General features: G+C 46.2%; 22 protein-coding genes. 9 read left to right on the top strand and 13 right to left on the bottom strand.

Annotated features, from left to right (window positions below; all coding sequences use genetic code 11):
* Positions 1-98: 98 nt before the first annotated feature.
* The 5 genes from thiI to rlmM all read left to right on the top strand — a co-directional run bounded on the left by thiI (position 99) and on the right by rlmM (position 4,964).
* Positions 99-1,547: a tRNA uracil 4-sulfurtransferase ThiI gene (gene thiI / locus VIC_RS10075; RefSeq protein ID WP_006959558.1), complete on the top strand. Its 1,449-nt coding sequence runs from the start codon at positions 99-101 to the stop codon at positions 1,545-1,547.
* Positions 1,548-1,963: 416 nt separating this feature from the next.
* Positions 1,964-2,872: a transcriptional regulator GcvA gene (locus VIC_RS10070; RefSeq protein WP_019276541.1), complete on the top strand. Its 909-nt coding sequence runs from the start codon at positions 1,964-1,966 to the stop codon at positions 2,870-2,872.
* A complete protein-coding gene (locus VIC_RS10065) occupies positions 2,865-3,488 on the top strand; it encodes an alpha/beta fold hydrolase (RefSeq protein WP_006959556.1) in 624 nt (207 codons plus the stop codon). Before VIC_RS10070 ends, VIC_RS10065 begins: the two co-directional genes overlap by 8 nt.
* Positions 3,478-3,876, top strand: a complete 399-nt coding sequence (locus VIC_RS10060) for a DUF423 domain-containing protein (RefSeq protein ID WP_029236195.1) — start codon at positions 3,478-3,480, stop codon at positions 3,874-3,876. Before VIC_RS10065 ends, VIC_RS10060 begins: the two co-directional genes overlap by 11 nt.
* Positions 3,873-4,964 carry a 23S rRNA (cytidine(2498)-2'-O)-methyltransferase RlmM gene (gene rlmM / locus VIC_RS10055; RefSeq protein ID WP_006959554.1) on the top strand — a complete coding sequence of 364 codons (1,092 nt, stop codon included), beginning with the start codon at positions 3,873-3,875 and terminating at the stop codon, positions 4,962-4,964. The genes VIC_RS10060 and rlmM overlap by 4 nt, the downstream gene beginning before the upstream one ends.
* A gap of 31 nt (positions 4,965-4,995) precedes the next feature.
* On the opposite strand, the gene VIC_RS10050 is transcribed toward rlmM, so the two are convergent.
* The 6 genes from VIC_RS10050 to queF form a co-directional block, all read right to left on the bottom strand.
* Positions 4,996-5,745, bottom strand: a complete 750-nt coding sequence (locus VIC_RS10050) for a DNA/RNA non-specific endonuclease (RefSeq protein WP_006959553.1) — start codon at positions 5,743-5,745, stop codon at positions 4,996-4,998.
* 191 nt (positions 5,746-5,936) lie between these two features.
* Positions 5,937-6,722: a flap endonuclease Xni gene (gene xni / locus VIC_RS10045; protein WP_038156618.1), complete on the bottom strand. Its 786-nt coding sequence runs from the start codon at positions 6,720-6,722 to the stop codon at positions 5,937-5,939.
* Positions 6,723-6,792: 70 nt separating this feature from the next.
* Entirely contained in the window at positions 6,793-8,151 is a 1,359-nt protein-coding gene (gene ppnN, locus VIC_RS10040; protein ID WP_006959551.1) for a nucleotide 5'-monophosphate nucleosidase PpnN, read from the bottom strand.
* Between the two features lie 209 nt (positions 8,152-8,360).
* On the bottom strand, positions 8,361-9,926 hold the full coding sequence (locus VIC_RS10035) for a GGDEF domain-containing protein (protein ID WP_006959550.1): 1,566 nt from the start codon (positions 9,924-9,926) through the stop codon (positions 8,361-8,363).
* A gap of 111 nt (positions 9,927-10,037) precedes the next feature.
* Complete coding sequence (locus VIC_RS10030) at positions 10,038-12,308, bottom strand: tetratricopeptide repeat protein (RefSeq protein ID WP_006959549.1); 2,271 nt, start codon at positions 12,306-12,308, stop codon at positions 10,038-10,040.
* 15 nt (positions 12,309-12,323) lie between these two features.
* Positions 12,324-13,169, bottom strand: coding sequence for an NADPH-dependent 7-cyano-7-deazaguanine reductase QueF (gene queF, locus VIC_RS10025; RefSeq protein WP_006959548.1), 846 nt, complete (start codon positions 13,167-13,169; stop codon positions 12,324-12,326).
* Between the two features lie 89 nt (positions 13,170-13,258).
* Here queF and syd point away from each other — a divergent pair, with 89 nt between their 5' ends.
* Together syd and VIC_RS10015 are read left to right on the top strand one after the other, a co-directional pair.
* Complete coding sequence (gene syd, locus VIC_RS10020) at positions 13,259-13,804, top strand: SecY-interacting protein (RefSeq protein ID WP_006959547.1); 546 nt, start codon at positions 13,259-13,261, stop codon at positions 13,802-13,804.
* 2 nt (positions 13,805-13,806) lie between these two features.
* Positions 13,807-14,583: a Zn-ribbon-containing protein gene (locus tag VIC_RS10015; RefSeq protein WP_006959546.1), complete on the top strand. Its 777-nt coding sequence runs from the start codon at positions 13,807-13,809 to the stop codon at positions 14,581-14,583.
* A gap of 29 nt (positions 14,584-14,612) precedes the next feature.
* Here VIC_RS10015 and VIC_RS26270 read toward each other — a convergent pair whose 3' ends face one another.
* The 4 genes from VIC_RS26270 to VIC_RS10000 are packed head-to-tail and all read right to left on the bottom strand — an operon-like array spanning position 14,613 to position 16,967.
* Positions 14,613-14,783 (bottom strand): DUF2897 family protein, encoded by a 171-nt coding sequence (locus VIC_RS26270; protein WP_006959545.1) that lies wholly within the window; start codon positions 14,781-14,783, stop codon positions 14,613-14,615.
* Complete coding sequence (locus VIC_RS10010) at positions 14,783-15,466, bottom strand: M15 family metallopeptidase (RefSeq protein WP_006959544.1); 684 nt, start codon at positions 15,464-15,466, stop codon at positions 14,783-14,785. The genes VIC_RS26270 and VIC_RS10010 overlap by 1 nt, the downstream gene beginning before the upstream one ends.
* Before the next feature lie 2 nt (positions 15,467-15,468).
* The gene (gene dapE, locus VIC_RS10005; RefSeq protein WP_006959543.1) at positions 15,469-16,602 is read right to left on the bottom strand and encodes a succinyl-diaminopimelate desuccinylase; all 1,134 of its coding nucleotides are present in this window, start codon (positions 16,600-16,602) and stop codon (positions 15,469-15,471) included.
* A gap of 17 nt (positions 16,603-16,619) precedes the next feature.
* On the bottom strand, positions 16,620-16,967 hold the full coding sequence (locus VIC_RS10000) for an ArsC family reductase (RefSeq protein WP_006959542.1): 348 nt from the start codon (positions 16,965-16,967) through the stop codon (positions 16,620-16,622).
* Between the two features lie 213 nt (positions 16,968-17,180).
* Here VIC_RS10000 and VIC_RS09995 point away from each other — a divergent pair, with 213 nt between their 5' ends.
* Positions 17,181-17,468, top strand: coding sequence for a winged helix-turn-helix domain-containing protein (locus VIC_RS09995; protein ID WP_038161197.1), 288 nt, complete (start codon positions 17,181-17,183; stop codon positions 17,466-17,468).
* On the opposite strand, the gene VIC_RS09990 is transcribed toward VIC_RS09995, so the two are convergent.
* Positions 17,465-17,818, bottom strand: coding sequence for a DUF4156 domain-containing protein (locus VIC_RS09990; protein ID WP_050778617.1), 354 nt, complete (start codon positions 17,816-17,818; stop codon positions 17,465-17,467). The genes VIC_RS09995 and VIC_RS09990 overlap by 4 nt on opposite strands.
* A complete protein-coding gene (locus VIC_RS09985; protein WP_006959539.1) occupies positions 17,802-18,146 on the bottom strand; it encodes a DUF2956 domain-containing protein in 345 nt (114 codons plus the stop codon). Before VIC_RS09985 ends, VIC_RS09990 begins: the two co-directional genes overlap by 17 nt.
* Before the next feature lie 95 nt (positions 18,147-18,241).
* On the opposite strand from VIC_RS09985, the gene VIC_RS09980 reads away from it, so the two are divergent.
* On the top strand, positions 18,242-18,781 hold the full coding sequence (locus VIC_RS09980; protein WP_006959538.1) for a TPR domain-containing protein: 540 nt from the start codon (positions 18,242-18,244) through the stop codon (positions 18,779-18,781).
* A gap of 68 nt (positions 18,782-18,849) precedes the next feature.
* Here VIC_RS09980 and nrfA read toward each other — a convergent pair whose 3' ends face one another.
* Positions 18,850-20,262, bottom strand: coding sequence for an ammonia-forming nitrite reductase cytochrome c552 subunit (nrfA, locus tag VIC_RS09975; protein ID WP_413788333.1), 1,413 nt, complete (start codon positions 20,260-20,262; stop codon positions 18,850-18,852).
* Positions 20,263-20,464 lie beyond the last annotated feature (202 nt).

Genomic DNA, 20,464 nt, shown 5'->3' with positions numbered 1-20,464 from the left:
TATAATCTTGCGCCCTTAGAGGCAGCTTAAAGCTAAACACAGCTGCTAGGCTCCGTAGAGCGTGAAAATAGCGAAACAGTTAACTTGTGAAGTGAATTATGAAATTTATCGTAAAGCCCCATCCAGAAATTTTTGTAAAAAGTGAGTCTGTGCGTAAGCGCTTCACAAAGATTCTTGAATGTAATATCCGTAACATTATTAAGAGTCGTACAGAGTCTGTAGCTGTTTTCAATCGTCGCGACCATATTGAAGTCACATCTGAAACGGATGAATTCTACAAAGAAACAGTGGAAGTGTTGACTCAAACTCCAGGTATTCACCATGTTCTGGAAGTTCAGCAATCAGAGTTTAAAGATTTGCACGATATCTTCGAGCAAGTACTTGAGCTCAATCGTCCTAGCCTTGAGGGCAAAACCTTTGTTGTTCGAGCTAAGCGTCGTGGTAAGCATGATTTCACTTCTATTGAGCTAGAGCGTTATGTTGGTGGTGGTCTGAACCAAGCGATTGAAAGCGCGAGCGTGAAACTGCGTAACCCAGATGTGACGGTTAAAGTGGAAGTGGCAAACGAGAAGCTCAACCAAGTAATTAAACGTCACAAAGGTCTGGGCGGTTTCCCGCTAGGCACTCAGGAAGACGTATTGAGCCTTATCTCTGGTGGTTTTGATTCTGGTGTTTCAAGCTACCTACACATCAAACGTGGTTCTAAAGTTCATTACTGTTTCTTTAATCTTGGTGGTCCAGCACACGAAATCGGTGTTAAGCAGGTATCTCACTACCTTTGGAACAAGTACGGCTCTTCTGCCAAGGTACGTTTTATCTCGATTGATTTTGAGCCAGTTGTGGCTGAGATTCTCGAGAAGGTCGATGATGGTCAAATGGGCGTTATCCTCAAGCGTATGTTTATGCGTGCCGCTGGTATGGTTGCTGAGAAGTTTGGTATTCAAGCTTTGGTAACCGGTGAAGCATTGGGCCAGGTATCAAGCCAGACGCTCACGAACTTGCGCCATATTGATAACGTGACAGATACGTTGATTCTGCGTCCGCTTATCAACTGGGATAAAGAAGACATCATCAACCTAGCGCGCGACATCGGTACTGAAGATTTCGCGAAGACTATGCCTGAGTATTGTGGTGTGATTTCGAAGAAGCCAACAGTGAAAGCAGTCAAAGTTAAACTTGATGCAGAAGAAGACAAGTTCGATTTCAGTATTCTTGAGCAAGTGGTTCGTGATGCCCGTCAGATGGATATCCGTGATATTGCTAAAGAAACGGAAGCGGCAGCACCGGAAGTAGAGCAGGTGCAGGCGGTTGAGCAACACGCGATTGTTCTTGATATCCGTAGCCCAGAAGAAGAAGAAGATAATCCACTTGAGATCGACGGTGTTGAAGTGAAACACCTGCCTTTCTATAAGTTGGGTACACAGTTTGGTGATTTAGATCAGTCTAAGACTTACCTGCTGTACTGTGATCGTGGCGTCATGAGCCGCCTACAAGCGTTATACCTTCAAGAGCAAGGTTTTGCTAACGTTAAGGTTTACCGCCCTTAATAGAGGCTTTATGAATCTAGAAAGCGCAAATCGTTCATTCGGTTTGCGCTTTTTTATTTGTATGGCTCTTGATGACTTTGTCATGATACCAAAATGGTATCTAGGGTAAGTTAAACAGATAAAAAAACACCGCCATAAGGCGGTGCTAAATAATTTGACAGACAGGTCAAAATAAATACAGGAAGTATGTGTTTCGTCTCTAGTTAGAGAGGCGAAACTTGGTAGAAACCTACCTAACTCGAAATACGAGTTTGCAAACACAACATCGCAACAATATGCCAATTGATTCCACGAAGGAATCAAGCCGTTCTGGCTCTTGCTGCGGGAGGAAATATAGAATTTCTCTGGTCGTCAGGCAATGGACATTTTATAATGTTTCAGATTAAAAAAACTAATCCAATTTATGGAAGGGCACCATGTCTAGAAGATTGCCACCTTTGAACTCCCTGAAAGTGTTCGAAGCTGCTGCACGTCATTTGAGCTTTACTAGAGCTGCGGAGGAGTTATTTGTGACTCAGGCTGCAGTTAGCCATCAAATCAAAGCGTTAGAAGAGTTTCTTGGCCTGAAGCTCTTTAGAAGACGCAACCGTTCATTACTGCTGACGGAAGAAGGTCAAAGCTACTTTCTGGATATAAAAGATATTTTTACTTCTCTTTCAGAAGCCACAGATAAAGTGCTAGAGCGCAGTGAGAAAGGCGCATTGACGATCAGTTTGCCGCCAAGCTTTGCGATCCAATGGTTGGTTCCGCGTCTGGCTGACTTTAATCAGCAGGAACCGGATATTGATGTTCGTATTAAAGCGGTTGATATGGATGAAGGCTCCCTTACCGACGATGTTGACGTGGCAATTTACTATGGTCGAGGAAATTGGCCAGGTCTGCGTGCGGATAAACTCTATCAGGAATTCCTTATTCCGCTTTGTTCACCATCCCTGTTATTGAGCAATAAACCATTAGAAACTCTAACTGACTTGAAGAAACATACTCTGCTACATGACACTTCACGTAAAGACTGGAAACAGTTTGCGAAAGAACATGGTATTGAAGGGATCAATGTCAACCACGGGCCTATCTTTAGCCACTCTACGATGGTGTTACAAGCCGCTGCTCACGGGCAAGGGGTAGCGCTAGGCAACAACGTGTTAGCTCAACCAGAAATGGAAGCTGGGCGATTGATTGCGCCATTTGATGAAGTGTTAGTGTCTAAGAACGCGTTCTACGTGGTGTGCCATGATAAACAGGCCGACATGGGGCGTATTGCTACATTCCGTGACTGGATGCTTGCCAAGGCACAAAGTGAGCAAGAGGAGTTGCTTGATGACTGATTTCCTGATTGATGGTGAGCAAGGCAACCCTGTTTTTATTTTTGCTCACGGTGCGGGAGCTGGTATGGAGCATAATTTCATGGCGGCAGTGGCAAAAGGGCTAGCGCATAAAGGGATACAAGTTGTCCGCTTTAACTTCCCTTATATGGTGAAACGTGCCGAAGATGGTAAACGTCGTCCGCCAGATCGAGCGCCTAAGCTTCTGGAAGCGTATCAGGCTGTGATTGCCAAGTTTTCTGATGTACCGGTTGTGATTGGTGGGAAATCCATGGGCGGGCGCATGGCCAGCTTGCTTGCTGAAGACGGTAATGTAGCAGCGATTGCTTGTTTAGGTTTTCCTTTTCACCCGCCGGGTAAGCCCGAAAAGTACAAAGGTGAGCATCTAGCGACGCTCGATAAGCCGTGTTTAATCCTTCAAGGAGAGAGGGATACTTTTGGTAAGCAAGAAGAGTTTAAAGATTTCGCTCTCTCAGATGACATCAAGGTGAAATTTATCCCTGATGGCGATCATAGTTTCAAACCTAGAAAGAGCTCTGGTCACACCGAAGCGGGCAATATCGCTTTGGCGGTTGAGCATTTAGCTGATTTTGTATTGGAGAGCTATGGTGAAAAGTAAGCAGTTACTTACCGTTGGTGGAATATTTGCCGGAGTTGGCGTCGCACTTGGCGCTTTCGCCGCACACGGGTTAAAGCAATCATTATCACCTTATTTACTGGAGGTCTTTAATACAGGCGTCCAGTATCAATTTATTCATGCCCTAGCGATTTTGCTCTGTGGAGTCTTACTCTCGATGGGGATGGCTGAGAAAGCGCAAAAATATTTCGCCCTTGCTGCAAATTGCTTTATCATCGGCATCTTTTGTTTTAGTGGCAGCCTCTATGCCCTTGCATTAACCGGAATCAAATGGTTTGGACCTATTACTCCATTTGGCGGTTTAACCTTTATGCTTGGCTGGGGACTGTTTGTTTTCGCAGCGTTACAGATTAAAGAGGTGAATCAGTGAAACACTTAATGCTCTACTGCCGAGCTGGTTTTGAAAAAGAGTGTGCTGGAGAGATTCAGGATCGCGCTACCCAACTTGAAGTGTTTGGCTTCCCTCGTGTAAAAAACAACACTGGTTACGTACTGTTTGAATGTTATCAGCCGGGTGATGCAGAACGTCTGGCGAAAGAACTCGACTTTAAGTCGCTGATTTTCGCACGTCAGATGTTTGCGGTTGCGGTGGAGATTAAAGACCTTCCACGTGAAGATCGTATTTCTCCTATTTTAGAGGAACTCAGCGAGGTTGAGTCTTTCCCGCGTTGTGGCGATATCCGCATCGAAACGCCGGATACCAATGAAGCGAAAGAACTGCTTAAGTTTTGTCGTAAGTTCACGGTTCCTATGCGCCAAGCCATGCGTGGCAAAGGCATTTTGTTCCCGAAAGACAGCCCTAAAAAGCCTGTGCTGCATATTTGTTTTGTTGCTCCTGGCCACTGCTTTGTTGGTTACTCTCTGCCAAGCAATAACTCACAGTTCTTTATGGGGATTCCACGTCTCAAATTCCCAGCAGATGCACCAAGCCGCTCAACGCTTAAGTTAGAAGAAGCGTTTCATGTCTTCATTCCACGAGAAGAATGGGATGAACGTCTTGCTGCTGGTATGTGGGGTGTCGATTTAGGCGCGTGCCCAGGAGGCTGGACTTATCAGTTGGTTAAGCGCTCGATGTTTGTTCATGCGGTGGACAATGGCATGATGGCCGACAGCCTGATGGAAACCGGTCAGGTTAAGCATCATCAGGAAGATGGCTTCAAATTTGAGCCTGCACGTAAAAACGTGACTTGGCTTATTTGTGACATGGTTGAGAAGCCGTCTCGCGTTGCTCAATTAATGGGTGAGTGGATCATCAGCGGATGGGCCAAAGAAGCGTTATTTAACCTGAAATTGCCTATGAAAGGTCGTTACGATGAAGTTCTAGAAGATATTGAAAATCTCAAGATCTTCCTGATTGAGAACAAAGTGAAATTTAAGCTTCAGGCGAAACACCTTTACCATGATCGTGAAGAGATCACGGTTCATGTTCAGTGCTTATCAAACATCTCACCAAGATAAGAAAACGCTCCCTCGGGAGCGTTTTTTACATTTACTCAGATGTAGGCCACATCTCCCAAAGCTGAGACTCCATTGAATTCTCAACGCTATCACTAAGTAGTGAGAAGAAGTCCAGCCCGGTTTGTTGTTCGACATCGTCAATAGTGGTGACAAAGCTTGCCAGTTCGCTACTGGAAACATCACGATGTGGGACTACAAACGCAATTGCATCGTTGAAGTAGGGGTCAAGAATGACTTTATAGAATGCACTTGGAATCACGACATTGTCGCCAATGCTGCTTTCACCGCCTTGATAAATTGGCCCAGTCACGACGTACAGTTCGTTATATTCATTGGCGAGATCGCGGACATGTTCCTCCAAAATACGCCAGCCGACTCGATTAAAGCCCGGAAGCTGAGGTGACATATTGCTCATCAAAAAGCTTTGTGTCATTGATTCCTGACTAAAGTCCATTGTTGCTGAAGGGGCAAGGTGTCCACGGTCGTAACCAGAGCCACTGTAATCGGCGAGGGTTGAGCGTGCGTAATCAGGCAGTTCAGTGTCCTCTTTGAAACTGTTACTGCGTTTATAGCTGGCGTTCACACTGTCTGCCGTAATGTGGTAAGCAACCCAGTCTGCGTTTTTCATCTGGTAGTTGTAGCCTACCGCGTAGCCGTCGCGGCAAAGGACTTGATCAGATTGATAGGAAGGTAAGCCAACGTCGAGGTGCTGACCGCAGGTTTGTGCTACGGCTGGCAGTGAAAAGACAACAGCAAGACTTAGTAAAATAGTATTTTTCATTATTATGCTCCTTGTTATTGGAGCTATGAAAAATAGAGAAATTAGTCAGTAGTGCTGTGATGTTGATTGAAATTTAATCAACACTCAATCTGGTATTGATTAAATGAATGTTAACTGTGTGAAAGCAAAGGATTTCACAACAGATTTTATAAACATTGTTTTATAATCAAAGGCTTGATGTTAGTCAGGCGTTAGGTTGTTGGAGTATTGGCACCGGTAAAGCGAATATCTTGTAGATTGAAACCTAACTCAATGTCTGTTTTCAGTGCAGAAACTTTTTTACATCGGCGGGCTGAATCAATGTGCTCATCCAGTTTCTTGCGATATTTAGCAACCAGCTCATCGGATGTATAGGCTTGTTCAATATCTTCAAACTGTGTAAGGATTTCTTTGGCCGCCTTCGGGCCAACACCTGGAACTCCTGGCACTTGGCTAGAACTCACGCCTGCCAGCCCCCAGTAGTCAGCCAGCTGAGAGGGTTTGACGCCGAATTCTTTATCAATAAAAGGTGCATCAAGCCAGCGATGTTGAAAGTAATCGCGGATCTGTAAAGTTGGTGACAGCAACTGGCAGTAGCCCTTATCTGTTGAAATGATCGTCACCTTTTCTTTGTGGCTCGCCACTTTCATTGCCAATGTTGCCACCAAATCATCTGCTTCATCGCCTTCAGACAGCAGAGAATCAATCCCCAGTTCCCACCATGCTTGCTGAATTGCATCCAAGCCGTTAAGTAACGGCTCTGGCATGGGTTTTCGGTTTTGCTTGTATTCAGGGAGGACGTCAGCACGCCAACCTCTTTCTTGGAGGTGATGATCGAATACCGCGATGATGTGCGTTGGTTGCGATTCGTTGATGATTCGATTCAGTGTTCGTGTCGTTGTGGTAATGGTTCTTGCTATGTCGTTTGGGTCTGGTTGCGCTGAGTGGACACGTCGAATGAGATTCAGAGCGTCGATAATAACAAGATGAATAGACATGAAAATCAAAAAAATAAGGGCTGAGAAGCCCTTATTGTAAAGCATGGGGGAGAGATTGCCAGTTGTTAAACTAGGTCTTAATTTGGTAACAAGGCTCGTACGCGGTTCCACCGGGCAATTTCATGCGATCTTGCTCGACAAAGTCACGCAGAAGTTTATCCATTTTCTTCATTAGCGTAGCATCGCCATCAAGGGCAAATGGACCATGCCGTTCAATCTCTCGAATCCCTTCGGCTTTGACGTTACCCGCAACAATGCCTGAGAAGGCCTGCCTTAGAGCCGCTGCCAGGTTTTCCGGACGCTGATTGAGATGCAGATCCAGGCTGGCCATATTGTCATGTGTTGGTTCGAATGGCAGCTGAAACTCTGGCTCAATCTTCAGCGACCAGTTGAAACTGTAAGCATCGCCTGTGTCTTTACGATGTTGGCGAACATCGCTCATTCCACGTTTCATGATTTGCGCGACTTTTTCTGGGTCATCAACCACTATTTCATAATGGCGCTGAGCTTCTTCGCCTAATGTCTCGCCAATGAAACGGTCAATGGAGCGGAAGTACTCTTCACTTTCCTTTGGACCTGTTAGGACGATAGGCAGAGGCTGGTGGGCATTATCTGGGTGCATCATGATGCCAAGAATATAAAGCAGCTCTTCTGCTGTCCCTGCGCCGCCAGGGAAGATAACAATGCCATGTGCCATACGCACGAACGCTTCGAGACGCTTTTCGATATCTGGCATGATGACCAGTTCGTTGACGATAGGGTTTGGTGGCTCAGCCGCAATGATGGATGGCTCGGTTAGGCCTAAGTAACGTTGATCGTAGTAACGCTGTTTTGCGTGACCAATTGCAGCGCCTTTCATTGGGCCTTCCATCGCACCAGGGCCACAGCCTGTACAGATGTTAAGCTCGCGCAGGCCTAGTTCATGGCCGACTTCTCGCGTGTACTGATATTCCGTACCGTTAATGGAGTGACCACCCCAACAGACCACTAGGTTAGGCTCAATACCAGGGGTTAAGGCGCCTGCGTTACGCAAGATGCCAAACACTAGATTGGTAATGTGACTAGCATTGGTTAAGTTGAGGCGTTGGTTGTCTGCAAGGTGCATGTTGACGTAGACAATGTCACGCAACACGGAGAATAAATGCTCTTGAATCCCTTTGATGATGTGCCCATCAACAAAAGCGTGCTCAGGGGCATTACTGAGTTCGAGTTTGATGCCGCGTTCACGGCGAACCACGTTAACATCAAACGACTTGTATTTATCGAGCAGTTCTTTGGAGTTATCTGTGTGGCTACCTGAATTCAGCACCGCAAGCGTACAATTTCGGTAGAGCTGATACAGATCACTGGCGGCAGTTTTCTTAAGACGCTCAACTTCGAGTTGAGAAAGCAGATCCATACTACCAGCCGGACTGATGTGAGTGATCATAGTGACCTCCTTGATGAGAGAAAACTTCTCTACAAAACCCTTCTTATTGTTGTTGTGCCTCAGCGCGATAATGGCTGCTAATCAAGCGATGGAATCGCGAGAGGTACTATCAAGCTTAGCACGCTTTGACGGATATAAAAGGCTAACTGATTGATATATCTACATCAATCAAGGCATGAATGGCTTTTGGGAAGGAGGAGGGGGTAGGGTTATTTCCAAACAAGCTGGTTAGGGCCAATGGTTTTGGCTTCGTTGAGAACGCGATTTAAACGCTCCAGTACTTCCTCTGGCGTATCGGATTCTTTAAAACCAGTGCTGGATGCTGACATGGTAATGACCAAGTTTTGTTCGCGAAATTTGAACGGCAGTTTGGCCACTTTGCTCTGAATGCTCTGGATAGTATTAAAGCAATCATTATCTGAGCTATCTGGCATCAGTACGATGAACTCTTCACCTGAAAAGCGGGCGACAGTGTCGGTGTCAGACAGTTCTTTCTTGATGGTACGAGCGATGATTTTTAACGCCTTGTCTCCGGCGGTGTAGCCGAAGCTGTCGTTAATTGCTTTAAAGCCATCAATGTCGAGCAAAATAATACGCAAGTTGTTCTGCGAGCGTATCCAGCGTCGATATTCCAGCTCTAAGCGGTCATTAAACGCTGTGCGATTGTAAACCTTGGTCAAAGGATCTAAGAGGACGCGTTGAGCTTGATCTTCCAGACGTCGACGGTAATCTTGTGTCACCTCGAATAAAGCTTCTAACTGACTCTTGCCATAGCCCATACGTTCGATCAGTGCTTGTTCACGTCGCTCTGCATGATGAAGACGTTCAGAAAGAGAACTTAGCTTGGCTAATAATGGGTTGAGTTGAGTTTGCAGCGAATCGAGAGAGCTAGCCGTGTCGACTTTGGCCTTAGTCTCAGCAACTAATTCATCCAGCTCACCATTCATTTCCTGACGATGTTCAAAGTAGGTTTGACTTTGATCGACATTCTGCGAAGAGCTTTTCAGCGTTGAGGAGAGGGAAGCATTAACTTGCTCGAGAAATTGTTCTGAGGTCTTGCGCTCGTATTTTGTGCCTTCGATAACCAGCTTAAGTACTTGCAGAGTCAGTTCAATCAACACGTGTGTATTGACACCGAGGAGCAGCTTAGCGCGGATATCTGTCAGTAAGTCACCAGATTCGCCTTCAAAGTCCAGTTCAGTAATGACATGCTGAAGTTCATCAGAAAGTCGCAATAGCAGTTCTTTATCAGCACTATTGGTAATTTGATTGATGGCAGTATCAGGGTTGGAGGTGATGATTTTCAGGGAGCGTTCGTAAATGGCAAGCAGCTTCATTGCCGAATCGGCTTTCGGGCGTTCGACACCGTTGGAATAGCTGAGCAGGTCACGCAGGTCACGCTTTACTTTGGCAGGTAGCCCAGTCACACGTAACAGGGTTTCACCGCTGTGTTTTATCTGGGAATCCAGATGCTCCGTTTGTTTTTCCATAGCCACACTCTGTTGCTTAAGCAAGCGCTCAAGTACTGCCAACTTCGGGATAAGAGAACTGACATCTTTTTGTTGCTCTATGGCTTGTCTAAGTTCGGTTAGCCCTGACTTCAGTCTTGGATCTTCACCGCCGCATGCATCACTCAGTGATGCAATGATGCGCTTCAATACCTTTTGTTCTCTTTTAAATTTGAACGAGGTATCTCTTTGTGTCAATCGAACTTGCTCTAATTGAGATTTCAGATTGTGCAGCTGTGACTGAATATCTTGCTCGAGGACGCCCATGAAAATCTATGCTTATGAAGATAAGATCGAAGACGATCTTATTAATTAATCAAACGATAATAACAAATAAAATTACCGCGTCACGTTCAACACGGTCTGTTTGAGCAGCTTTTACTCATCTTTTAATAATTTTTTGATGCTCTCCTCATTCTTGTAAGAAGAGTGAACTTTTATCAGCCCCTGACTGATGGAATGTTTGCACGCTTTGCGAATATTACCGGTTGCTAGGCTGGCCGCAGGCGCATTCTCTATCGCTTTCAGATACACCCACTGGCTTGAATGTTCTTTCATACTCAAAGTACGAGCAGCGCTGGTCGACATGAGCAAAATATCCAGCAATTCTTTGTCATTGATTGCAGTGTAAGCACGAGGCAAAAACGGGTAATCGGCCATGCCCATACGAATGATATTATTTAGCCCATACTTCTGCGCAAATTCATCTACCCAGCTTTGAATCTTTTCAAACACCAGCTCCGGGTCGGCCATGCTATCACTGTTCGGCTCTATGTAGAGTAGGTTCGCATCAGAGAAATGATACACCCTTGCTGGGCGTTGTACCTTCCCTCTGAGGTACTGACCGAAGGCTTTCTCAATCTTGAGTCCATCTGAGTAGCCATGTTGTAAGTACATATTGCGCAGGAAGGGCACATCGATCATCACAAAGCGCAGTCGATCATTCAGTGGCTCGTGGATCAGTTCACCCACATGCCACTTTTCAAACTTGTGGCTGCTCGCTTCCAACGAGGCAGGCAGCTTGGCGTTGAGCATACGAAGGTTTTTTAGACCTGAGCGGGAGTGAGTATAGAGATCATCATTCAGTTCATCGATTTCATCTTTTTGCACACTCATGATGTGGCCACGGCGGAGTAAGAAAATAAACAGCAGTGCGCAGGTGACGAACAATGTAAACGAGATCTTCTGGAACTTGCGATATTCGTTTTCGGTTTGCTCCAGTTGCTGTTTCTGCCCCACGAGGTGCAGTGTCTGTTCAACAACGTCTTTCTGTTGTCGAAAGTCATCTTCGTTGATCAGATCCGATTCTTGCTGCTCAATATTCGCTAGCGCGTTGTATTGCTGGAGATATTGTAACGCGGCTTTGTAGTTGCCCAGTAGTTCATTACCTACGTTAAGCATCTGATAGGCATTTTTCTGTATCGAGAGATCTTCGAGCTCGACTGCGATGTCTAATGCTTTGGTGGCTTTGGCGACGACCTCTTGGGGATGCCTCTGATGTGAGGCTAAACCTGCCTCCAACAGCAACGCTTGTGCTTTGAGCTTTGGAATATCAACATAGCTCAGCAGCTCTTCGGCACGCTCAAGATATTGCTCGGCAAGAGGGAAGTTGACCAGTTGCAAGTAGGTGGCTGCCAGTGCGAGACGAATGGCGATGACGTTTTCAATATTATTCTGGATACGCTCGTGATCGATGGCATTGAAGTAGTGCACTAACGCGAGGTTGTATCTGCCCTGATGGTAATAGATATCGCCCATACGTTTGAGAATTGGAGGCAGAATCGGCGAGTTTTCATAGTTGTCGTAAAAATCGGCAGCTTGCGAAAAGTGATCCGTTGCTTTGTCCAGTACGCGTCGCTCGTAGAAAAGTTGTCCTAGTAGGCGATTCACTTCAGCCAGCTGTAGACCAGATGTATCTTCAATTGCGCTCCAGTAGCTTGTTAGCAGCTCTGATAGGGCTTTGTTGTAGATCTTATGAGCCAGAAAGTGCTTGCCCAAGGCGATATGGTAGGCAATGACGGTGTGCTTATTATTCGACTGTTCGATATAAGGGATCACGTCCTCGTACAACTGATTGGCGAGCTCGATCTGGCCTTCAGCAGATGCGATATCTGCTTTGAGCATTGTCAGCTGATAATTGAGCCCCTTAGCCAGTTGTTCTGGATTCTGGATGGCATTAAACGCTTGCTCAACCTCCGCAATATCCTTTCTAGCGGTTTCTGCATCACCATCGATTTGCCAGCGCAAGCGAATTTCGAGCAATCGTAAATCAAGACGTAAGTATGGGAGGCGATACTTGGTTGTCAGTGCTTTGGCTTCATGCAGATATTTCAGCGCTGCATCGGTATTACCCAAGTTGAATTCAGCACGGGCAAGAATTTTCAGTGCATCGATGGTACCGCCGGGCGTTCGCACTCGGCTATCGGAGTCATCACGGGAAATCGCCGACGGACTTTTTTCGGTTTGGTCGGTCAGTTTGCGCTGAGCGAGATAACTGGTCGCAAGCTGTTTGGACTGTTTTGGCACAATATCTACCAAGGTACTGGCTTCATTGAGCATGGCCGATGAATACACGGTTGACGCCATCACTTGAGATGATAGCAACAAAACCAATAGTCCAAACAAACGTTCCCAGCGCAAAATCTGCATTCTGTAGTCCAATCCTTATTGACGTGCCATACGTTGGTTATGAGTAGGCAGAGCCTGCTCGGTTGAACGGTAAGGGTTGATATCCAGACCACCGCGGCGCGTGTATCGAGCGTACACGGTTAGCTTTTCTGGCTGACAGTATTTCATAATGTCAGTGAAAATACGTTCGACGCACTGCTCATGGAACTCATTGTGTTCACGGAATGACACTAGGTAGCGTAACAGAGCTTCACGATTGATTTTTTGACCCTGATACTGAATCTCTACACTGCCCCAATCTGGCTGGTTAGTGATCAGACAGTTGGATTTGAGAAGATGGCTATGCAGACTTTCCGAGACGTGTTCTTGTTCGGCGGCACCTTCTAGCAAGCTGGTATCAAACTCGTAGCTCTCAATCTCAATATCCTGATCATCAATGCAGTCACCGTCCATTGTCACGACCACACTGTCGGTATAGTCGACGACAGAACGAATAGTGACTGAAACCTCTTCACCTGCACAGTGGGAGAGATCCTTCGCTAATGTTTGTTCAACCTGATCCCATGAGCTAAAGCGGGTTTGGTTAAAGCTGTTGAGGTACAACTTAAAGGACTTGGATTCAATCAGGTTAGCACTGGTCGCAGGAATGGACACGTCGCCAATGGCTACCTGTGGCAGGCCTTTCTCGTTCAACCAAGACAGCTCGTACAGTGTCCAGATATCACAGCCCTGAAATGGCAACTCATCACCCAGATTCAGGTCATCGCGGTTTAAGCTGCGTGGCACAGGTTGAAGTAAAGAAGCGTCGTATTGGTTGGCGTATTCGGTTTTTTGACCGAGCGTTAATCCCGCCAGTTCCTTTGCGTCAGAATATTTGCTCATACTTTGCATAGATTTGGATTAGAATGGCGAGAATTTTACGCAATCCTGTCGTTAAAAGCGAACATTCGAAGACTCAATTGGAGAATCTAATGGCTGAAACTGCCTTGCAAGCGCTGCGCTCGTTCAGTGAAAAGTACCGTCAGAGCTGTCTTGACACCCATGGACATTTGCCAAGAAGCGAAGAGCTGGTGGATCTCGTGTCACCTTGCGTTGAAGCAAAGCAAACTCACCATGTTGAATGGCAGGCACATGAGCGTGAGCATCCAGCGGATTTCACTAATGTTGAAAACGGTATCGAACTGACACTCCATCAAGACATTAAAACCTTCTATGGTTCGCAGTACAGTGCGGATATGGAGGCGACTTGGAATGGGAACGAGCTGACGCTACTTCAGGTATGGAGTGATGAAGATTTTGTTCGTTTGCAGGAAAACATTCTTGGTCACCTAGTCACTCAGCGTCGACTTAAACTGAAGCCCACGGTTTTCATCGCAGCAACTGATGCGGAATTGGACGTGATTTCCATTTGTAACCTGACGGGTAACGTTATTCTCGAACGATTAGGTACTGATAAACGCGATGTTCTTGCAGAGAATGTAGCGGAGTTTTTGGCTAACCTAGAGCCAGCGGTATAACCATGTACGTTGTTGAATTACAGTTTGAGTGTTTTGATAACACCACTATTTCTGCTGTCGATAAAGCGATAAATGGCCTGATGGATGCGTTGCGTTATAACGGTCAGGTACTTGGACGTGAGTTCTCTATCGTGATGGGGGAAGGGGAATTTTTTGTTCGGGTAGTATGCCCTGAGCAGGAAAGCTTGCACCCTAAATACCATTCGGATTTTGTTAACGTCTGCATCGAACGTTTGGCAGAGGCGTGCTTACTGGCACCGAAAGCCCGTTTGCTTGGGCGAGATTTGAATTCAGAGCAAGCCGCAGAAGAAACCACACCTGAGTGGCAGGTGCTCTACACCACATATGTGCATACTTGTTCGCCTTTGCGCAGTGGTGAAAGTTTGTTGCCAATCCCTCTTTATCGTAATGGCCCGACGCTCAATGGCGACCATAAAGCGGTCATCAAATGGCAGACTGAGTGGCAGGCGTGCGATGAAATCCAGATGGCTGGAGCTTGCCGAGCGGAACATGCGGCACTACATGAAATTTGTGATGCCGACAGTGTCCTTTTCAAGCGTGGTTGGGATTTACGTGGTCGGATCGAATATGTGACGGAAATTCCGACCTATTACTATCAGTACCGAGTCGGTGGCAAAAGTCTGACAGATGAAAAACAGCGTAAATGCCCTAAGTGCGGCGGAGAGTGGTTGTTGGATGAACCACTGCATGACATTTTCCACTTTAAGTGCGATGAATGCCGAATTGTCTCCAATATTTCTTGGGATCACATCAAATAGTGCATCTTAAATGAAAAAGACCCGTGTTATTACGGGTCTTTTTTTTCCTCTTGCTCAGTGGATTCTTCGTCCTGAGAGCGAGCTTTTTTTTCCGTTTGTCCAAACTTCATTTTGGCTGTGTACTTCAGTGCTGCAATATTACCTATGATGACACTCAAGACGATAAAGATGATCACCCAAGGGTTGGTGAGTAGTTCCATTAATCCACCTCATTGGAGATATTGGTGACAAATTGATTGTAGATCGTTTCGAGATTCGACAACACCAATTCCTCACCCTGTATTCCACTGTTTATCAGCTCTTTTTGAAGTGTCTCCAGACTAAGCTGGGATAAACAAGACGATGCAGTTGCACTATGACTAATGTGCCATGGCTCTGCTGCGACACCGCCCTGATCTTTTGCATATGGAAAGAAGAAACCAAATTCAGTCAGAGACTCCGTGAGCCAGCGATAAAAATCTGCCTGATGGCCTGTTAGGTATTCCCATTGCTCAAGCTGCAACTGGATGTCTTGAGGTAGACTGCTGCGATCAAATACATCAAAGTCACATCCCCAATGATGTCGGCTGGCACCCGGAAGTGCAGACCAACGTAAGATAGCCATGATCTTTTCTGAATCAGAAAGTCGCTGGCTATCTAGAGGTTGGCTGTTTTGATCAAGAATGGCTGTTTGACCAGCCATCTTTCTGTTCCAGATAGCTTTCTGGCGCTCAAAATCGCGGAAACCGCTGGCAATATTGAGATTGAAACCAGACTGAGCAGCAGCTTGTCGCAAAGCTTGTAGATCGTTTTCGACATTAGGGTGAACGGCGAAAACCTTCTGACCAAACATAGTGTCAGTCAGGTGAGTTGAAACTTTGCCAGTCAGCTGCTCAGGGGTCATGTTCACGCCAGAAGATTCTCCAGAGTTTTCTGATACATCTTGGTCAGTTTCTCAAGATCGTCCACTTTCACGCACTCGTTCACTTTATGAATGGTCGCGTTAACTGGGCCTAACTCGACTACCTGGCCACCCATACGGGCGATAAAGCGGCCATCGGATGTACCTCCGGTGGTGAGTAGGGCTGGTTTGGTTTGATTGACGGTATCAACGGCATCAACCACAGCGTCGAGAAGTGCGCCTGTATCTGTCAGGAATGGGTCGCCGTTGAAGGTCCACTTAAGCTCGTAGTCTAAGTCGTGTTTATCAAGAGTATCAGTGACACGTTTAACGATTATGTCGTTGTTAAGCTCGGTGCTGAAACGCAGGTTAAACTGAACATTGAACTCGCCAGGGATCACGTTAGATGCACCGGTTCCCGCATGCACATTCGGGATCTGGAAGCTGGTAGGTGGGAAGTAGTCATTGCCTTTGTCCCACTCGGTTGACGCCAATTCATGAATCGCCATCAGCGACTGGTGAACGGGGTTCTTAGCTAAATGCGGGTAAGCTACGTGACCTTGAACACCTTTAACGGTTAAGTCTCCGGTGATAGAACCTCGACGACCATTTTTCACTACGTCACCGACGAGTTCAGTACTTGATGGCTCGCCGACAATACACATATCGATGTTTTCGTCGCGCGCCATTAGGGTTTCGACAACACGGACTGTACCATTGATAAATGGGCCTTCTTCGTCCGAAGTAATTAGAAAGCCAATTGAACCTTTATGGTCAGGGTGTTCGGCAATGAACTGCTCAACAGCAACAATCATACTTGCTAGAGAGCCTTTCATATCGGCGGCTCCGCGACCATGTAGATAGCCGTCAACCATAGTCGGTTCGAATGGAGGCGTATCCCATAGCTCGACATTGCCCGCTGGCACAACATCAGTGTGACCAGCAAACGCAAACAGCGGTGCTTCTGTGCCACGACGTGCCCAGAAGTTTGTGGTGTCTTCAAACACCATCACTTCAATTTCAAATCCTAAAGCTTTCAGGCGTTCAATCATCACATCCTGACAACCTGCATCCACAGGTGTTACCGATTGGCGGCTAATTAAGTCTTTTGCAAGCGCCAAAGTAGGGCTGTCTGTCATCCTTGAATTCCTTTTGCTTAAGAGAAAATGGCTGAGTATTGATCGGCTTTAAAGCCAAGATGGTAGTCATCACCAGAGACTAAAATTGGGCGTTTGATCATCGCCGGTTGCTCTACCAGCAGATCAATGGCGTTGGCTTCGTTCAGGCTGTCTTTCTGTTCCTGAGTTAGCTGACGAAAAGTCGTGCCGCGTTTGTTAAGCACATTTTCCCAGCCTAGTTGCTGGCAAAATGTTTCAACCATTTGTTTATCAACGCCCTGTTTACGGTAGTCATGGAATTGGAATTCCACACCTTCTGCTTCCAGCCATTTTTTGGCTTTTTTGATGGTATCGCAGTTCGGAATTCCGTACATGGTGATTGTCATAGTTAAACCTTTGAGAGTGACTTATATAAAGTTATTAGAAGCTTTTTGGCATCCTAGCAGGAACTGTAATCAGAGACAAAAGTGTCTCAGATATATTTCATCTGACAAAAAAAATGTGTTTCAAAAGTTGAGGATCGATGAGTTATTGATCAAACGCAACACACCGCATAGCAAAACAGAAATAATGACTCTAGAAATTTATAGGAGGTATCAATGGAATTGAGTCCTGTTTTTGCAAGGCGCTTATATTTAGCATTACTGGTCCAAAATCTCGATAGGCCGAATGTGCCAAAACTGATTGAGAAAACGGGCTGGCCACGCCGGACGATTCAAGACGTAATCAAAGCTCTGCCTGGTATTGGCATCGAACTGATGTTCATTCAAGATGGCCGCAGACACAACGATGGGTATTATCAGTTGTCTGACTGGGGGCCTTTTGACAGCCAGTGGGTATTAGACAGAGAAGCGGACATTGCCGCTAGTCTAGGGTTTTGTGCCTAACGGCCTGTTGGGCAGTTATAGGCACTACCCAGTATGGTAAAAGATGTCGTGAAGTCTTGTGGCGACGTCATATAAACGGTATTCGCGCCAAGTTGACTGGCGCGATTTTTTATCTGATTAACCGCTCCCTGAACCATGACATCGTTAGGGTAGAACAGGTAGGTATACCAGTGTCCTTCACTGCCAGTCAGATCGCCCTGCCACTGACAGTTCGCGGGATCGAAACTGCTGTCCATTCTGATCTGGACGCTGCTGGCATCCTTATTGAGTTGAGAGATTGGGGTTGTGCAGCCTGCGAGTAAAGTAATCGGCAAAGCGATGAAGCATAGCTGACTAAATTTGAGTGACATAAATAATAAAACCAATCCAACTGAGGGCTAATAATGCCCATGGTAGCATATTGGTTTTTGCTTGCGCTTCTACTGTGGTCACTGTTTCAGCTTCTGGCTGCGCGATGGCAGAGTGTTGAGCTTGCTTGGCTTTTTGTGCTTTTTTCTTGGCTTTATCCGCTTGGCGAGCTTTATCTTTGTGCTGCTTTTTGTACTGAGCGATGCCTTTTTCGATTCCCTGAGCAATCAACTTAGTCTGTTCTTTAGTTTGGCCCGGTTTCTGTGTCGCTTTGGCGATTTTCATCGCTTCTTGTTGTGTTTCCTGAGAAGGAACGACTTTATTTTTCATGAGGGTTGTTACCGCGAGATCAAAGATAGCGTTATCTTAACACGATATAATTCTGCCTATCATTGAAGTTATTCCTTTGTCGATGGAACGGATAAATGAAGCGTATCTTGGTGACCAGTTTAGTCATTTCACTCCCCGTGTTTTTGTGGCTACGGGGTGAAGCGCCACAACCTCAACAACCTGTGCTTTCTGCTCAAACTCATGATGCGTGGATGCAAGATATCCAGAATCAGCTTAAACAGGATCCCAATCAGGCGGAGTTGTGGTTTCAACTGGGACACGGTTATCTGAATAAACAGGACTTTTCCTCGGCACTCACTTGTTTCGATTATGCGATTCGCCTAAGTCCGGAAGCTAGCGCCAATCAGTTTGCTGCCAAAGCGACTGCGCTTTATTTCGAACGATCTCAGCGTATGACTGATGAGGTGAATCATCTACTGGCAAAGGCACTGGAGTTGGATGCCAGTAATGTGACGGCTCTGACCTTAATTGCCAATGATCATTTCATCAGTTTTCGCTATCAAGAGGCCATCGATACTTGGACTCAACTGTTGGACTCTCAGCGTCAGGATATCGACCGAGTTGCCGTAATTCATTCGCTTAATCAAGCAAAAGCCATGTTAGACCGAGAATAAATCGACGGCGCGTCTTGAAAACAAAAAAACCTCCCGTGTCAGGGAGGTTTTTTATTAGTAGTGAGTGTCTAGTACGTCGCCTCTTCGCGTTTCTGGGCGGATTTTTCCCACTCCGGCACAACCGTTTTAAGGAAATGTTGTTTATCGCTGTTCATTTTTTCCATGTCCATGCCAAGAGCCTGCTGGGCTTTGGCCTTAGTCGAAATGTCCGGCAGTTCAACGGGCTCTGTTACGCCTTTGGTTGCGAGTAAGCGCACCAATTTTGTACGGGCATCCGCCGCACGGTCGACCGCTGTACCTAACACTTCAAGTGCCACTTCTGGCGCATGCATGTGAATACCATGAGAGGCGATCGCGTAGTCCCAACGCCACTGAGCATGACGAATATCCTGAAGAATGTCTTTCATTTCATCTTCAGTCGCGCCAGCTTTCCATGCTGCTCCAGCTTCAAAGTGTGCGGCGACGATCTGCTTCTCTGCCGTAAGCTTCATGTTGAGTACCTGAGCTTTGCGCGATGAAACGATGTTCTTCAATTGATCTTTGCTTTGCGTATGGCAGTTGGCACAGGTGTCTTCAAAGCGGTCAAAGGGGTTACCCACTTTATGATCGGTATAGATGGTGCCATCTTCTTTGGTGACTTTTGGCATATGGCAGTCCACACAGGCAACTTTGTTCTTACCATGAATGCCGTCACGCCAGGTTTCATAGCCAGGGTGCTGTGCTTTCAACATCGGTGCTTTCGATACTTTATGCGTCCAGTCTTTGAAGCCAATAGAGTCATAGTACTCTTCCATTGCCGCGACGTTGGTGCCTTTATCCCAAGGGAACTTGACCGATTTTTTGGGCCCAGTGAAGTAGTATTCGACGTGACATTGGGCACAGACTGTCGCTTGTTGGTCGAGGCGTGACTGTTCTTCAAAAGGTTTGTCGATAGCTTGGAAAGCACGTTCTACATAGGGCTTAGTTATAGCTAAAGCGGGCTCGCCATTTTTGAATGATTCACTGCGGGTATCATGGCAGTCAGCACAGCCAATTGGGTTAACGATCTGATCGCCAAGTCGTGCCCATTTGCCATCGAAATAGCCGTCTTCGCCACGTTCATCGATCACTCGGCCTACATCAGGGCTTTTACAACTCCAGCAAGCCATCGGCATTGGGCCTGATTTTTCGTCACTTGGAGCGCCAGTCCTCAGTGTTTGGCGCACGTCGTCAATGGCATAAAAGTGGCCGCGGGCTTTATTGTAGTCTTTGGCAAAGCCATAACCTGCCCACATGATGACCATATTGGGGTCATCGGCGAGAGCATCTTCAATATGGTCACTTTCTGATGTTTCTTTCCAAGATTGGTACTGATCAGGGTGATGTTGTTCATAGGCCTGATTTCGCGGATCGATAAGGCCTTTTTCATCAGATGCAGCAACGCTGGTGGTACTGATAACAGTACCCGCCAATATTACTATTGCTGCAACGGATTTTGGTATCCAGTGCAATTTATTCACAGTGCTATCTCCATAATTCTGTTTTATTAGCAGCGTTGTGAACTGGCTAATTCCAAATTAAGAATTGGAGAACTGAAATAAATTGTAATAAAAGGAAATATTTGTAAAAACTCACGAATAACCCTTCATTGCTTTAGATCAATTTAGGTCAGTGATCTGGCTCAAAGTTGATTTTTAATAACCC

The organism is Vibrio coralliilyticus ATCC BAA-450 (genome assembly GCF_000176135.1).
Lineage (GTDB): Bacteria > Pseudomonadota > Gammaproteobacteria > Enterobacterales > Vibrionaceae > Vibrio > Vibrio coralliilyticus.
Note: the sequence above shows the minus strand (reverse complement) of the source record. Positions and strands in the feature narration are given on the sequence as shown.